The sequence below is a fragment of the Pollutimonas rozaliensis genome (assembly GCF_048751585.1).
GTDB lineage: Bacteria > Pseudomonadota > Gammaproteobacteria > Burkholderiales > Burkholderiaceae_B.
Window position 1 is genome coordinate 498,801 of sequence record NZ_JAZHOB010000001.1, and the last position, 14,178, is coordinate 512,978.

A 14,178-nucleotide genomic window follows, 5' to 3' on the forward strand; every position below is an offset into this window, starting at 1 on the left:
GCGTCCTTGAGCCATTCAAACCGCTACACACCCTGGCATGGCGCCCTGGCGCTGCTGGGCGCGGTCCATGCCCTGTCCTTCGCCCCCGGCCCCCTGCCCCACTGGATACTGCCTTTCGTGCAGCTTTTCAGCCTGGCGGCGCTGGCCTATTATGTTTTCCGCACCGGCACGGTCCGCCAGGCCGCGCTGGGCGGCTTCCTGTTCGGCGCATGCAATTTCGCGCTAGGTCTTTACTGGCTGTATATCAGCATGCACGACTACGGCGGCATGGCCGCGCCGCTGGCCGGCGCCGCGGTGCTGCTGCTGGCGGCGGGCCTTGCGCTGTTCACCACCCTGGCGGCCGCGCTGACACGCTGGCTGGCGGCCGGCCACTTGCGCAATTTCTCGAATTACCGCTGGCAGCTGCTAAGCGCCGCCATCTGGGCATCGTGCTGGACGCTGTCCGAATGGATGCGCGGCACGCTCTTTACCGGCTTCCCCTGGCTTAACATCGGCTATGCCCATGTGGAAGGCGTGCTGGCCAATTGGGCGCCCTTGCTGGGGGTCTACGGATTGGCCTGGCTGGCCGCTTTCGCCTCCGGCGCCATCGCCCTTCTGGCTTGCGCCAAGGATACCGAGAACGACGCCAAGGCGGCGGTGGGCGTAGGCCTGGCCATAGTCAGCGGCCTGATCGGGATCGCGCTGGGTCACATTGCCTGGTCGCAGCCCCAGGGGACGCCGATGATCGTGCGCCTGGTGCAGGGCAATATCCCGCAGTCGGAAAAGTTCGACCCGCAGCTCATTCAGCGCGGCGTCGCCGCCTACATGCAATTGGCCGCGCTGCCGCCCAAAGAGGCGGACAGCTCCCCGGACTTGATCATCCTGCCCGAGACCGTCATGCCGATGTTCCAGGATGCCATCGCGCCGCAGATATGGCAGCAGTGGCTGGATATCGCCCAGGCGCGCAATGCCCGCATCCTTATGGGAATTCCGCTGCATGACCGCATGAACGGCAACGATCGCTATACCAACAGCGCCATCGCCTTCGACGCGGCAACGCCGCTTGCCGCCCTGAGGGCCGGACAGCCCGGCATGCGCTACGACAAGCACCATCTGGTTCCCTTCGGCGAATTCGTGCCTCCCGGCTTCCGCTGGTTCGTGGATGCGATGCGCATTCCCCTGGGCGACTTCAATCGCGGTGCGCCGCGTCAAGATCTGTTCCGAATAGGCGATCAGGTTCTGGCGCCCGACATCTGCTATGAGGACGTATTCGGCGAGGAAATCATTCAGTCCGTGCGCCACAGCCAGGCCCATGGGCCTGGCGCCAGCGTACTGGTCAATATCAGCAATCTGGGCTGGTTCGGCGACTCATGGGCCTTGCGCCAGCATCTTCAGATTTCGCGCATGCGGGCGCTGGAAACGGCACGGCCCATGATACGCGCCACCAACACCGGCATGACCGCGGCCATCGATCCCAATGGCGCCGTGCGCGCCGCCCTGGAGCCGATGAGCAAGGGCGTCCTGGACGTGGAGATCCAAGGCATGCAGGGCCTGACCCCTTATGTACGCTGGGGCAACATCCCCGTGCTGGCATGGTCGGTACTGCTCTTGCTGCTGGGATGGAGTCTGGGAAGGCGCCCGTCCCCCGCGGCCTAAACAGCCGGGGCGGCGCCTTGCCTCCCCTTATCGCCGTTCGTCGTCCAGATCGTGGCTGATCGACAGGCTGCGCGCCACCCTGGTGACATCGGCGGTCCAGAAGGCCTCGTCGGCCGACTGAAGGCGTAGCGCCGCGTGTTCGATGTGGCTAAGAGCCGCAGCGCGCGCCGCTTCGGGATCCCCTCGTGAAATGGCGTCCATGATCGCGGCATGTTCGGCATGCACCTGCCGGCTGAAGTCGTCCCGGCGCGCTTCGTTATTCCGGGTGACGTGGATCGCGCTGCGCACATACTGGCTAAGAAAAGAAAGCAGCGAGGCAAACAGAGGATTGCCGCTGGCCTGCGAAATGGCGGTATGAAATGCGACATCCTCGTCGACGCCGTCCCGGCCCGCGCGTTCGGCCTTCTTGATATTGTTGAAGGCTTTCCGGATGCGCGCACGCTGAGTGTCGTTGCATCGTTCGGCGGCCAGGGCTGCCATCTCGCCCTCAATCCCCCGGCGCAGCTCAATGACGCGCAATACCGCCTTCAGGGAATCGTGAAGATCGATGTTCAACCTGAACGGCGTCGCGACACTGGGTTCGAGCACCCGGGTCCCGCTGCCTTGCCGAGTGCCAACCAGGCCTTCCGATTTCAGTCGGGAAATTGCTTCCCGGATAACGGTACGGCTTACGCCGAAACGCTGGGCCATATCGATTTCGGAAGGCAGGCGGGCGTGAACCGGAAAGGTGTTGTCCTTGATTTCCCGCATCAACACCTGGGTAACCTGGTCGGCCAGGGTGCCATCTTTTTTTGTCGATTTTTTGCCGGATTCCGTCAAGCCATCCATGAAAGCACCCGTGTTTTATCAGTGTGATTGCGGTCGTTCATTGTGTTGACATGATACAGATTAATCCATAAACTGATAAGCAATTTGTATGACAACATTTAGCGAGCCCATAATATGCATATCGCCATTACAGGCGCCGCCGGCTTCCTGGGAAGCAAGCTGGCCAAACAATTATTAGCCGCCGGCTCGCTCACCGGACGCAGCGGCCAGCCAGAAAAAATATCGCGCATAACCATGGTGGACATCGCTGCGCCGACCGGTTTTTCGGATCCTCGAATCGAAGTGCTGGTGGGCGACATTTCCGACCCGGCCATCATTGCGGCAGCCATCACGCCCGACACCCACAGTGTCTTCCACTTGGCTGCCATCGTCAGCGGCCATGCCGAAGTCGACTTCGACCTGGGCATGAAAATCAACTTCGACGCGACGCGACAAATCCTGGAACGCGCCAGAGCATTGGGCACCCGGCCGCGCATCGTCTTTACAAGCTCGGTGGCTGTTTTTGGCGGAGCGCTGCCCGAAACCGTGCCCGACAGCATGAGCCCCGTGCCGCAAAGTTCGTATGGCGCGCAAAAAGCCATGGGCGAGCTCCTAGTCAACGACTTCAGCCGCAAGGGTTTCATCGACGGCCGCATTCTGCGCATGCCAACCATTTCCGTACGACCCGGCGCCCCGAACAAGGCGGCCTCGAGCTTTGCCAGCGGCATCATCCGCGAACCGCTCAACGGCCAGGAAGCCATTTGCCCGGTGGGCGGGGATACGCGCATGTGGCTTATGTCTCCGCGCCAGGCCATTCGCAACCTGATACACGGGCACGAGCTGGACGCCGCGCGCTTCGAAGCCAGCCGCATCCTGAGCCTGCCCGGCTTGTCCGTAACGGTGCGTGAAATGGCCGACGCCCTGGCCAGCGTGGCGGGCGGCGAAGTGGCGCAGCGCATAATCTGGCGCGAGGACGAAGCCGTGAAACGCATCGTCAATTCGTGGCCGGGCAACTTCGAGGCCACACGCGCCAAGGCGCTGGGCTTCACCTCCGACACCAACTTCAGCGACATCATCCGCGCCTACTTGCAAGACGACAAAACACCATGAGCATACTGCTGGGCTGCATCGCCGACGACTTCACCGGGGCCACCGACTTGGCCAGCATGCTGGTGCATGCCGGCATGCGCACAGTACAGACCATAGGCATACTCAAGGAACCGGTGCCCCCGGGCACCGATGCCGTGGTCATTGCCCTGAAGTCGCGCACCATACCGGCCGACCAGGCGGTGGCGGAATCGCTGGCGGCACTGCAATGGCTGCGCGCGGCGGGCTGCCGCCAGACCTACTTCAAATACTGCTCCACCTTCGACTCGACCGACAAAGGCAATATAGGGCCCGTCGCCGAAGCGCTGATGGCTGCGCTCGATACGCCGTTCACGATTGCGTGTCCGGCCTTTCCGGAGAACAAGCGCACGATATTCAAAGGCCATCTGTTCGTGGGCGACACCCTGCTTGCCGAAAGCAGCATGCGGAACCATCCGCTGACGCCGATGCACGATTCCAATCTGCAACGGGTTCTGCAGCGGCAGACCGCCAAGACGGTCGGCCTGATCGAGCACAGCACTGTAGCAGCCGGGACGCAAGCCATCCAGGAGCGCATCGAAAGCCTGAAGGCCGAAGGCGTGGGCATGGCCATCGTCGATGCCATCTCCAATGACGACCTGCTGCAAATCGGCGCGGCTTGCGCGGACCTGCCCCTGATCACCGCCGGCTCGGGCATCGCGCTGGGCCTGCCGCAGAACTTCCGCGCGCAAGGCCTTCTTGATGTTCAGGATGCGGCGCGCGACTTGCCCCAAACCCAGGGCTTGCAAGCCATTGTTTGCGGCAGCTGTTCGCAGGCCACCCAGGCGCAGTTGGCCGACGCCGTCGCGCGCGGCACGCCGGCTTACGCCATCGACCCCATGCGCCTGGCCGCCAACGAAGACCTGGTGTCCCAGGCCATGGCCTGGGCAACGCCCCTGCTGAATCAAGGACCGGTCATCGTCTATGCGACCGCCTCGCCCGACCGTGTCAAAGCGGCGCAGGAAAAGCTGGGCGTGGAGCGCGCCGGCGCGCTGGTGGAAGAAGCCCTGGCGGAAATCGCCCGGCGGCTGGTCCAGGCAGGCGTGCGCCAGCTGATCGTGGCGGGCGGCGAAACCTCGGGCGCGGTCGTCACCGCGCTGGATGTGCGCAGCCTGCGTATCGGCCCCACCATCGATCCCGGCGTACCCTGGACGGTCAGCCTGGGCGCCACGCCCATCGCCCTTGCCTTGAAATCGGGCAACTTCGGCGCCACCGATTTCTTCACCAAAGCCTGGAGCCTGCTGCCATGAGCGAATCCCGCCTACGCGAGGAAATCTGCCGTTTCGGAGCCTCTTTGCACCAGCGCGGCCTGACCGCCGGCAGCAGCGGCAACATCAGCGTGCGCACCGACGACGGCTGGCTGCTTACACCCACCAATAGCTCCCTGGGCGCGCTGGATCCCGCGCACCTGTCCAAGCTGGACTGGAACGGGCAACTGCTATCCGGCAAGCCGCCTTCCAAAGAGGCGTTCCTGCATCGGGCCATGTACGAAGAGCGCGCTGGCGCGGGTGCCATCGTTCACCTTCATGCCACGCATTCCGCCGCCGTATCCTGCATGTCGGGCTTGAACCAGTGCGATTGCATCCCCGCACTGACGCCCTACTTCGTCATGAAGATAGGCAAGCTTCCCCTGGTTCCCTACCATCGGCCCGGCGATCCCAATTTGGGCGACGCCATACGCGGGCTGGCCGCCAAGCACAGCTCCGTCCTGCTGGCCAACCATGGGCCGGTCGTATCCGGCACGAACCTGGAATCGGCGGTATACGCCATGGAAGAGCTTGAAGAAACCGCCAAGCTGTTCCTGCTGCTTCAGGGCCATAACCCGCGCGTGCTGACCCCGGAACAAATCGAAGAATTGAAAACCGTATTCAAGCTGTAGCGCAAAGCGGCGGGCACGGCCATGGCCGCCGGTCCGCAATCATTGAACAATGTTCATATCGGAATAACCATGCCCAAACTTGCCGCCAACATCACCATGATGTTCAACGAGCTGCCCTTCCTGGAACGCATACAGGCTTCCGCCCAGTCCGGCTTCAAGGCCGTTGAATTTCTGTTTCCCTACGACTTCGATGCGCAGGATATCGCCGCCGAACTGAAACGCCACTCGGTCAGGAACGCACTGTTCAATATGCCGCCAGGGGACTGGAATGCGGGCGAGCGAGGCATTGCCGCCCTGCCCGGCCGCAGCCAGGAGTTTCGCGACGGCGTGGCCAAGGCCATTTCCTATGCGCAGGCGCTGGGAACGCCCAACGTGCACGCCATGGCCGGCCTGCTGCCTGCCGATGCCGACGCGAACCTGTGCAGAGCCACCTTCATCGAGAACCTGAAGTACGCCGCGCAGCAGTGCGCCGCGCACGGCATCACGGTGCTCATAGAGCCCATAAACCAGCGCGACATGCCCGGCTATTTTCTTAGCCTGCAAGACCAGGCGCATGCCATACGCGAAGAAGTCGGCGAGCCCAATCTTAAGGTGCAGATGGACTTCTATCATGCGCAGATCATGGAAGGCGATATTGCCATGACCTTCCGCAAATACCAGCCGCATGTGGGGCATATACAGATCGCCGGCGTGCCCGAGCGGCATGAGCCCGACACCGGGGAAGTCAATCATGCCTATTTGTTCCGTCTGCTCGACGAACTGGGCTACGACGGGTGGGTCGGATGCGAGTACCGGCCGGCCAATGGCACGGTGCAAGGCCTGGGCTGGATGAACAGCCTCATGGATAAATGACAAGAAAAGAAGCATAAAAAACGGGCTCCGCGGAGCCCGTTTTTTATGCTTCGCGCCACCATCACCGGGCGTACACCAGATCCCTCAGGAATAGCGACAGGGACGGGAAATAGGTAATCACCAACACGCAGCCCAGGATGACCAGTACGAATGGAATGAGCTTGGGTATGATCTTGTCCAGCGATATCTTGGCCACGGCGCAGGCCGCAAACAGATTGACCCCGAAAGGCGGCGTGATCATGCCCATGGCCAGGTTGACGACCATGATGGTGCCGAAGTGCACCGGATCGACGCCGAACTTCATGGCCACCGGCACCAAGATGGGCGCCAGCACGATGATGGACGCCGACGTCTCGATGAACATGCCGATGATGAACAGCGCGGCATTGACGCCCAGCAGAAACAACGCGGGGCTGGTCAGATGCTCGGCCAGGAAGTTGCCTATCATGTCGGGCACGCCGGCGCGGGTCAGCATGAAGCTGAACAAGCCAGCATTCGCAATAATGAACATGATGACAGCCGAAGAAATCACGGATTTTTTCAGTACCACCATCAGTTGAGATATCTTGATCTTGCGGTAGACGAATGTGCCGACTATCCAGGCATAGAACACCGCCACCACTGACGCTTCGGTCGGGGTGAAGATCCCGCCGTATATTCCGCCAAGAATGATGACAGGCATCAGCAGAGCCAAAGAGGCATGGCTGCTGGCGCGCCAGATAGGCATCCTGCCTATGCCATCCTGCTTGCCGTAACCATAGGCTCTGGCATAGAGCAATGCGAAGATCATCAGGGCGCCGCCGATCAGAATGCCCGGACCGATGCCGGCAATGAACAGCTCCCCGATGGATACTTCCGCCGAGACGCCGTACAGAATCATGGGAATCGACGGCGGAATGATCACGCCCAGCTCCGCCGAGGTAGCCTGCAGAGACGCCGCATAGCTTACCGGATAGCCATGTTTGACAAGCGCAGGTATAAGGATGGCGCCGATCGCGAACGTGGTGGCCACCGACGATCCGGAGACCGCGGCGAAGATCATGCAGGTAAGTACGCAGGTGGCTGACAAACCGCCCTGAACACCGCCCACCAGCGATTTGGCGAACTCCACCAGCCGCTGTGAAATGCCACCGGCCTCCATCAGGTTGCCGGCCAGGATAAAGAAGGGAATGGCGGCCAGCGGAAACTTGTTGATGGAGTTGAAGATCTCTTTGACCGCCACCAGCATGTTCGCTTCGGCAACGACGATGCCGACCACGCTGGCCAGCCCGATGGATACAGCGATTGAAACCGAGATCGCAAAGCAGGCGATCATCGTGATGAGCATGGCTGTCGTCATATTTGTTTTTCTTCCAGGCGTTTAGGCGGGGATTACTGCGCGGTTTCCAGTTCTTCGTGGCGCGGGTCCAGATAGTTGCCGATCACGCCGATCATGGCGCAAACAGAACCTACGGGCAAAGCCACAAAAGCCCAGAACATGGAGAAATATTCCAAACCGATAATCGTCTGGACCTTGCCTCGCTGCGCGTAGTCCCATCCGTACCATGCAATGACGGCCAACAGGGCCAGGGACAACAACGTGATGATGGCCTCCAGAACCCTGCGAAACCGGGGCGGCGCCGTCCGGTGCATCAGGTCCACGGAAATCATGGAGCCGTAACGAAAAGCCGCGGGAATGCCCAGAAACACCATCCAGATCAGCGCGATCCGCACAATCACTTCGCTCCATTCCGACGGCAGCTCGAACACAAAGCGCATCAGCACTTGCAACATGCCCATGCTGGCGGCGATGACCAGCATCAGGCAGGCCAGCCAGATTGAAAGCGTCGTCAGTTGGCGTTCAAAATTCAGGAAAGCTGTCTTCACGTTTTTCCTTGAGGGGAAATGTGTTGGATGTCGAAACAGAGACAGAAACGCCCCATGGTCATGGGGCGTTACACGGCGGGCTGCTTATTTAGCGGCGCGGATCCTGTCCAGGTTGTCCTTGCCGAATTGCTTGTTGAAGTCGGCCATGATGGGCTCCAGCGCCGCCTGGAACTGCGCCTTGTCTATGGTCTCGACCACCTCCATCCCCTTGCTGCGCAAATCGGCAACGGCATTTTTCTCGTCGGAGTCGATGCGGTCCCGATTGGCCTTTACGCCGATGCGTGCCGCCTCGACAAAAGCCTTCTTGTCTTCATCCGACAATTTGTCGAAAGCAGCCTTGTTCATCAGGTAGACACCAGGCGAATAAACGTGGCCCGTCAGCGTCAGGTATTTTTGCACCTGGTCGAACTTGGAAGCGGTGATCACCGACAGCGGGTTTTCCTGACCGTCCACAGTGCCCTGCTGCAGCGCGGTGAACACCTCGCTGAACGCCATGGGCGTGGGGTTGATGCCGAAAGCCTTGTAGGCCTGGATGTGCACGGGGTTTTCCACCGTGCGCATCTTCAAGCCTTGCATGTCCGCCGGAACCTTGATGGGATGCTTGTTGTTCGTCATGTGCCGGAAGCCGTTTTCCGCCCATGCCAGAGCCTTGAAACCCCGGGGTTCGAATTTTTTCAGCATCTCGTCGCCGATGGGGCCGTCCAGCACGCCGCGCGCATGCGCATAATCGGTAAACAGATAAGGCACGTCCAGAATCTTCACTTCCGGCACGAAATTGGGAACGGGGCCGCTGGAAGTCCAGGTCAGTTCCTGCGTGCCCATCTGCACCGACTCCATGGCTTCGCGCTCGGCGCCCAAAGAACTGGCGTAAAAAGTCTTGATGACATAGCGGCCATTGGTCAGCCTTTCGACTTCCTTGGCGAACGTGTCGATCGCCACGCCTTGATGCGAATTCTGCGGCGAGGAAATGCTGATGCGCATCACGGTCTGTGCCGATGCGCTGGTGCCCAGCACAAGGCCGGCGGCCAAAATGGACAGCGTAAGCCCAACAGTAGTGCGGCGGAAAGTTTTCATTCTGTCTCCTGGGAAATTCGAATTCATTCGATTATTGATTGGACGCCGGCTGCTGCCCGCGGCTTGAACCTTGTGCCACCCGTGTCGAATGGCTTTATTAATCTGTATTACAACATATGTAATACAACTTTCGCAACCAGATACAAGAGAGAAATGAGGGTAAAAACAGAGGGTGAACCAGCCTGACTTGCACACCCAAAAAAATTCGTGCATAATCTCGCTTCTTCGCTAGACATTCCACACCGGGGGTATAGCTCAGCTGGGAGAGCGCTTGCATGGCATGCAAGAGGTCAGCGGTTCGATCCCGCTTACCTCCACCAGTCAAACGAAGAAAGCCGATGATGGCTGCAGTAAACAGCGTATTGATGAAATACGCGCCGCGTTGAATATGCTACAATGCGCAGCTTGTTTTTGTCCTGTCCCCTTCGTCTAGAGGCCTAGGACACCACCCTTTCACGGTGGGTACAGGGGTTCGAATCCCCTAGGGGACGCCAGTTTTTCTGGCTATGCAGTACACCGCTGCGGAGCGGTAGTTCAGTTGGTTAGAATACCGGCCTGTCACGCCGGGGGTCGCGGGTTCGAGTCCCGTCCGCTCCGCCAAGAATTCAGAAAAAAAGCGCTTGCACTATGTAAGCGCTTTTTTTCGCCTCGACTTATATTCCAAAGTCGGATTTTTGTTCCAAAATTGCGCAGTGAGGACCGTCTACGACAAGTACAACGCGGACAACGCCGCATTGCAACTTGAAGAGATAGCGCTCGCCATCTAAGGTGGCAAGCTGTCGATGACGACCATTTGTGGCAAAAAACTTGCTGCTCCCAAGACCGTGCACAAGGTTTTGCTGACGTGGCTTGATCCAGTGGATCTCGGTCAACCTACCAACGTAATGCTCACTTGGTCAGCCGGTATGCGGTACATCAGACTTTCACCCTCAGCCAACGCCAGTGATTCTGCAAACTGACTTTCCTGTGCCCACACATCGAAGTCATGAAGGTCCAGCGCTTTCAGTGCACGCAACTTCTCGACCAGAGTAACAAAGTTGAAGTATCTGGCAAATAGGTACTGCTCCATCACCTCATCATTGATAACAATGTGCTGTTCGCTGCGGTGAACCGCCATCACTATGTGCTTCAGTATGTTCTTTGTGGCCGTCTGCATCTCCCCACCGCCCAAGCTCTCGCCCAAGAGCGCGTGCCTGGCGTGAGTTAGGCCATATACGCGGGGTGCCACCTGCGCGCTGTGCAGGTTAAACCAGATGAAGCAGAACGCGCTGGTGTTCCAGATGGTATTGAAGATACTCGTCGCTGCGTGCTCACCTTGGCGGCGCTCCATACGATGCAGGTAGTCAGGGATGCGATTATCTTCACGGATGATCCCGAGCGTGATCTCTAGGATCTGCTCACATTGCTCATTGGAGATTCCACGCGGCAACGGGTTACCTTCATCAGCGCGCATCTTCTGCACGTCCTTGACCAACTCCATCAGATGGTCAAGGTTGTCGTACTGCTTCTGGCCCTTAGATTGTTCGCAGGATTCTATGTACGCATTTTCAACGTGAATGCCACGGTTGTAAAAGTATGCGATGGCATCAATGAGCTTCGGCGCATACTCATGCAGATCAAGGTAGTGCGCACTGTACTCAAGGAACGCGCGATTCAACCCCAAATGATGCAACAGCAGTGCGAACAAGGGCGTGCGCGCCTCTTTGATGGCTTTCGCCTTAGGCTTGAATTCAATTGGAATTGAGTTGAGTACCTCGGCATTGGCGTTCCACGATTGAACGCGGACTGCATTGTTCTCAAGGGAAGTCCTTCGAATGAAAGTCGACACCCTGTGGCTGGCTGGCTCTTTTGCTAGGGCGGCATCAGAATCAAGCAAAAGATAGGCATACAGCCCCAGATTCTGATGGATCTCCTTCCACTCATCACTTTGGTAAATCCGCGGTGCGATCTCTCCTTCTGATGTGAGAAAAAGATTGCCCGTGATCACTTTTCCTGCAAGACCACGCTCATTTAAAACACGAGCCAGATTCAGATAAAGCAGCTTGACGAATTCAGCACGGATCTCACCGTGTTCTGAAGTCTTGGCATTGGGCTCGGAGCTTTGGGATGACTCCAAATTCAAGTCCACGAAAAACTCTAGAAGATTCTTGTGCGAGCAGTATTGGCTGAAATGCCGCATGGCTTTCTGGTGCTCTGGCGACGTGCTGGGTTGCGTCATCCAGTCTTGTTTTAGCAGCTTCAGATACTCATGAGGCACGCAAACCAGACATGCCTTGGTCCAGTTGTAATAGCGTTGCTTCATGGCACTCAACACAAGGCTGAATAAATCCAGCTCTTTGTTAAGTTCGCGCTTTTCATCATCGTTGAAGACAGACATATAGTTGGTCCATTGTGCGTCGGTCCAGCCCAATATGGACTTCACGGTCTTGAGAGTGGTGCGCGGATCTACGGAATCAAATTCTTCAGCCATAATTTAAGATCGAATTATTAAAATTGGGGGCTGGGCAGGTGCTTGATGGATTGCACAACCTGCCCGGCGGGATGGGCAAGCCCAAACAGCCGATCGCAACTTCGATCGGCTATGGTTTAGGTTGCTGAGAATTTATTCGCTCAGGCCGAGCCGAGCCCGATCTTCTGCGATCTCATCCAGGTCATCGGCATTCAGCAGGCGCTCTGACAAAGGAATGATGATATTAGCTTGCCCCAGCACGCGATTGACGTCCTCTTCAAACTGGAGAGCATCGGCCTTATCGATAGAGGTGCAAAGAAATGCGCTGCTCAGGTCCATCTTCAGCCCCAAGTGGTCATCGTGGCGGACGTATACCTTATCTGTGTTGCCCAGATCTACAAGAGCGTCAACTAAGTCGCTGGCAGTGTGGAACTCGGACGGATCGTCGCTCAACCGGGACGCCAATTCATCAAGCGTTTCAATTTTTTCGATCATATTTTCCTCGGCAGTGGCATCGAATATGAAGCCTGTTAGGGTAAAAGTTTATGTATCCGTGCTTCGCACAGACACATAGATGATCGTCTTTTCAATCCCAACCCGCCAACAAAGCTGGCTCAAGCGGAACCCGATCCACTGCTTGCAGAAAAAGGCGGAGAAAACCAAAAAGGCCGATATAGATCTGGCCTCGAAACGCTATCGGGACCTACTGCAGGAGCCAAGTAATTGAGAAACCAACGATTTACCAGCATCTGGGATGCCATCGAAGATACCCAGGAAGAAGCAGAAAACATGAGGCTTCGTTCAGTCCTCATGACAGCGCTGAAGCAGCACAGAGTCCACGCCAAGATGAGCCAGGCCGAAGCCGCCAAGCTTTTTGGCGTGACCCAGCCCCGCGTCTCTGACCTGATGCGCGGAAAAATCAATGTTTTTGGTCTTGATGCACTGGTAAATATGGCCGCTGCAGCGGGTCTGCATATTGAGATGCGCGTGCTTGAATCTGCGTGACGACTCCAGTTCATCGATATGCTGCCCAAGCCTATTGATTCGTGATGCGCAACACACTACAATCATTTTATGATCAAAAGTTTTCGGCACAAAGGCCTTCGTCGGCTGTTCGAAACAGGCAACACATCCGGCGTTCAAGCAAGCCATATCAAACGCCTTCGTCTACAACTGTCCGCCCTTGATACTGCACAGATTATCGAAGACATGAACATTCCAGGGTTTAGGCTCCATCCCCTCAAGGGCGCAATGAAGGACCGCTGGTCAATCACCGTCAACGGAAATTGGCGCATCACCTTTGAGTTTGAGGACGGAAATGCCTATGTACTGGGCTATGAGGACTATCACTGATGAACATGCACAATCCACCCCACCCCGGTGAATTTATCTCGGGCATCTATCTTGAGCCCAACAATATCAGCGGGCGCGAACTCGCTCAAGCACTTGGCGTAGCCGCCTCTACCCTCAGCCGAGTACTCAACGGCACTTCTCGTGTCACGCCTGAAATGGCGCTTCGCCTTTCCAAGGCGCTTGGACGCAGCCCGGAAAGCTGGCTGTCCATGCAGGACGCTCACGACTTGTGGCTTGCTCGTCAGCACGTTAATTTGCAAGATGTCGACAAACTCCAATTCGCCGTGGCCTAGCACTCCTGGTTTCCAACCACCATATTGAGATGCGTGTGCTTGAACCCGCCTGACGGCTCAAGCATATACCAGCATTGGAACGGAACCCGCACAGGAAATGCCCTGTTCGTTTCCCGTTCGATTCATCCGTCAGGCTCCGAATGCCCCATCTATCGTGTGCATCGCTCCAGTCACGAAGCCGGCCTCCGGGCCCGCCAGCCATGCCACCATTGCCGCGACCTCTTCCGGCTGGCCGTGACGCTTGATGGCCATGAATCCATGCAGCAGATCTTTCATCGGTCCATCGGCCCGATTCGCGTCCGTGTCGATGGGGCCCGGCTGAACGACGTTCACGGTGAGGCCGCGCGGACCGAAGTCACGCGCCAGGCCTCGAGCCATTCCCTGCAAAGCCGACTTGCTTAGTGCATACGCGGCCATGCCAGGCACGGGCATCCGGTCCCCGTTCACCGATCCGATGATGATGATTCGGCCACCTTGGGGCATACGGCGCGCCGCCTCGACAGATGCGTGATAAGGCGCATGCACATTGATTTTGAACAGGCGATCCACCGCATCGGGATCGAGCTCCAACGCGTCGCCGAAGATCGCGATTCCTGCATTCACCACCAGCACGTCCAGCGGGCCGCTGTCGCGCACCTGTGCAATGACCGCGTCCCGGTCGGCGCTGTCCGTCTGGACTGCCTTGCTGGCGGTCTCCGCAGCAAGCTCCTCGGCCGCTGTCCGGGACCCTGAATAGGTGAACGCCACGTTTGCGCCATCCGCCACAAAGCGCCGCACAATTGCCGCTCCAATCCCACGACTTCCGCCCAGCACCAGCACGGACTTTTTGTCGAACACAGCCATCA

The 14,178-nt window shown here is 58.3% G+C and carries 15 protein-coding genes and 3 tRNA genes; 11 read left to right on the forward strand and 7 right to left on the reverse strand.

From position 1 onward, the window contains the following. Positions 1 to 6: 6 nt before the first annotated feature. Positions 7 to 1,635: an apolipoprotein N-acyltransferase gene (lnt, locus tag V0R37_RS02315; protein WP_420372953.1), complete on the forward strand. Its 1,629-nt coding sequence runs from the start codon at positions 7 to 9 to the stop codon at positions 1,633 to 1,635. 27 nt (positions 1,636 to 1,662) lie between these two features. Here lnt and V0R37_RS02320 read toward each other — a convergent pair whose 3' ends face one another. After that, positions 1,663 to 2,463 (reverse strand): FadR/GntR family transcriptional regulator, encoded by an 801-nt coding sequence (locus V0R37_RS02320; protein WP_420372954.1) that lies wholly within the window; start codon positions 2,461 to 2,463, stop codon positions 1,663 to 1,665. A gap of 114 nt (positions 2,464 to 2,577) precedes the next feature. On the opposite strand from V0R37_RS02320, the gene denD reads away from it, so the two are divergent. The 4 genes from denD (at position 2,578) to otnI (ending at position 6,298) form a co-directional block, all read left to right on the forward strand. Next, positions 2,578 to 3,552: a D-erythronate dehydrogenase gene (gene denD / locus V0R37_RS02325; RefSeq protein WP_420372955.1), complete on the forward strand. Its 975-nt coding sequence runs from the start codon at positions 2,578 to 2,580 to the stop codon at positions 3,550 to 3,552. Beyond that, positions 3,549 to 4,817, forward strand: a complete 1,269-nt coding sequence (gene otnK / locus V0R37_RS02330) for a 3-oxo-tetronate kinase (protein WP_420372956.1) — start codon at positions 3,549 to 3,551, stop codon at positions 4,815 to 4,817. The genes denD and otnK overlap by 4 nt, the downstream gene beginning before the upstream one ends. After that, positions 4,814 to 5,446, forward strand: a complete 633-nt coding sequence (gene otnC / locus V0R37_RS02335; RefSeq protein ID WP_420372957.1) for a 3-oxo-tetronate 4-phosphate decarboxylase — start codon at positions 4,814 to 4,816, stop codon at positions 5,444 to 5,446. Before otnK ends, otnC begins: the two co-directional genes overlap by 4 nt. A 69-nt stretch (positions 5,447 to 5,515) precedes the next feature. After that, a complete protein-coding gene (gene otnI, locus V0R37_RS02340) occupies positions 5,516 to 6,298 on the forward strand; it encodes a 2-oxo-tetronate isomerase (RefSeq protein WP_420372958.1) in 783 nt (260 codons plus the stop codon). Between the two features lie 61 nt (positions 6,299 to 6,359). Here the strand turns inward: otnI and V0R37_RS02345 are convergent, their stop codons facing one another. From V0R37_RS02345 to V0R37_RS02355, 3 genes are all read right to left on the reverse strand, one after another. Next, entirely contained in the window at positions 6,360 to 7,637 is a 1,278-nt protein-coding gene (locus tag V0R37_RS02345) for a TRAP transporter large permease (protein WP_420372959.1), read from the reverse strand. Between the two features lie 32 nt (positions 7,638 to 7,669). Beyond that, positions 7,670 to 8,164 carry a TRAP transporter small permease gene (locus V0R37_RS02350; protein ID WP_420372960.1) on the reverse strand — a complete coding sequence of 165 codons (495 nt, stop codon included), beginning with the start codon at positions 8,162 to 8,164 and terminating at the stop codon, positions 7,670 to 7,672. A gap of 84 nt (positions 8,165 to 8,248) precedes the next feature. Further along, on the reverse strand, positions 8,249 to 9,238 hold the full coding sequence (locus V0R37_RS02355; RefSeq protein WP_420372961.1) for a TRAP transporter substrate-binding protein: 990 nt from the start codon (positions 9,236 to 9,238) through the stop codon (positions 8,249 to 8,251). 244 nt (positions 9,239 to 9,482) lie between these two features. On the opposite strand from V0R37_RS02355, the gene V0R37_RS02360 reads away from it, so the two are divergent. The 3 genes from V0R37_RS02360 to V0R37_RS02370 all read left to right on the forward strand — a co-directional run bounded on the left by V0R37_RS02360 (position 9,483) and on the right by V0R37_RS02370 (position 9,838). Then, a tRNA-Ala gene (locus V0R37_RS02360) sits at positions 9,483 to 9,558 on the forward strand. Positions 9,559 to 9,656: 98 nt separating this feature from the next. Continuing rightward, positions 9,657 to 9,732, forward strand: a tRNA-Glu gene (locus V0R37_RS02365). Positions 9,733 to 9,761: 29 nt separating this feature from the next. After that, positions 9,762 to 9,838 (forward strand) — tRNA-Asp (locus V0R37_RS02370). Positions 9,839 to 10,106: 268 nt separating this feature from the next. Here the strand turns inward: V0R37_RS02370 and V0R37_RS02375 are convergent. Both V0R37_RS02375 and V0R37_RS02380 read right to left on the reverse strand, forming a co-directional pair. Then, a complete protein-coding gene (locus V0R37_RS02375; RefSeq protein WP_420372962.1) occupies positions 10,107 to 11,708 on the reverse strand; it encodes a hypothetical protein in 1,602 nt (533 codons plus the stop codon). A gap of 132 nt (positions 11,709 to 11,840) precedes the next feature. Next, positions 11,841 to 12,182: a hypothetical protein gene (locus V0R37_RS02380; protein ID WP_420372963.1), complete on the reverse strand. Its 342-nt coding sequence runs from the start codon at positions 12,180 to 12,182 to the stop codon at positions 11,841 to 11,843. Positions 12,183 to 12,410: 228 nt separating this feature from the next. Between V0R37_RS02380 and V0R37_RS02385 the strand changes: the two genes are divergently transcribed. The 3 genes from V0R37_RS02385 to V0R37_RS02395 all read left to right on the forward strand — a co-directional run bounded on the left by V0R37_RS02385 (position 12,411) and on the right by V0R37_RS02395 (position 13,333). After that, the gene (locus tag V0R37_RS02385; protein WP_420372964.1) at positions 12,411 to 12,692 is read left to right on the forward strand and encodes a helix-turn-helix domain-containing protein; all 282 of its coding nucleotides are present in this window, start codon (positions 12,411 to 12,413) and stop codon (positions 12,690 to 12,692) included. Positions 12,693 to 12,761: 69 nt separating this feature from the next. Continuing rightward, positions 12,762 to 13,040, forward strand: coding sequence for a type II toxin-antitoxin system RelE/ParE family toxin (locus tag V0R37_RS02390; protein WP_420372965.1), 279 nt, complete (start codon positions 12,762 to 12,764; stop codon positions 13,038 to 13,040). Further along, a complete protein-coding gene (locus V0R37_RS02395) occupies positions 13,040 to 13,333 on the forward strand; it encodes a HigA family addiction module antitoxin (protein ID WP_420372966.1) in 294 nt (97 codons plus the stop codon). Before V0R37_RS02390 ends, V0R37_RS02395 begins: the two co-directional genes overlap by 1 nt. Positions 13,334 to 13,462: 129 nt before the next feature. Here V0R37_RS02395 and bdcA read toward each other — a convergent pair whose 3' ends face one another. After that, positions 13,463 to 14,176, reverse strand: coding sequence for an SDR family oxidoreductase (gene bdcA / locus V0R37_RS02400; protein ID WP_420372967.1), 714 nt, complete (start codon positions 14,174 to 14,176; stop codon positions 13,463 to 13,465). Positions 14,177 to 14,178 lie beyond the last annotated feature (2 nt).

Bases quoted from the DNA above. Each gene is read 5' to 3' on its own strand.
- V0R37_RS02320 (WP_420372954.1), bottom strand. From the start codon at position 2,463: ATGGATGGCTTGACGGAATCCGGCAAAAAATCGACAAAAAAAGATGGC.
- denD (WP_420372955.1), top strand. From the start codon at position 2,578: ATGCATATCGCCATTACAGGCGCCGCCGGCTTCCTGGGAAGCAAGCTG.
- otnK (WP_420372956.1), top strand. From the start codon at position 3,549: ATGAGCATACTGCTGGGCTGCATCGCCGACGACTTCACCGGGGCCACC.
- otnC (WP_420372957.1), top strand. From the start codon at position 4,814: ATGAGCGAATCCCGCCTACGCGAGGAAATCTGCCGTTTCGGAGCCTCT.
- otnI (WP_420372958.1), top strand. From the start codon at position 5,516: ATGCCCAAACTTGCCGCCAACATCACCATGATGTTCAACGAGCTGCCC.
- V0R37_RS02345 (WP_420372959.1), bottom strand. From the start codon at position 7,637: ATGACGACAGCCATGCTCATCACGATGATCGCCTGCTTTGCGATCTCG.
- V0R37_RS02355 (WP_420372961.1), bottom strand. From the start codon at position 9,238: ATGAAAACTTTCCGCCGCACTACTGTTGGGCTTACGCTGTCCATTTTG.
- V0R37_RS02375 (WP_420372962.1), bottom strand. From the start codon at position 11,708: ATGGCTGAAGAATTTGATTCCGTAGATCCGCGCACCACTCTCAAGACC.
- V0R37_RS02380 (WP_420372963.1), bottom strand. From the start codon at position 12,182: ATGATCGAAAAAATTGAAACGCTTGATGAATTGGCGTCCCGGTTGAGC.
- V0R37_RS02390 (WP_420372965.1), top strand. From the start codon at position 12,762: ATGATCAAAAGTTTTCGGCACAAAGGCCTTCGTCGGCTGTTCGAAACA.
- V0R37_RS02395 (WP_420372966.1), top strand. From the start codon at position 13,040: ATGAACATGCACAATCCACCCCACCCCGGTGAATTTATCTCGGGCATC.
- bdcA (WP_420372967.1), bottom strand. From the start codon at position 14,176: ATGGCTGTGTTCGACAAAAAGTCCGTGCTGGTGCTGGGCGGAAGTCGT.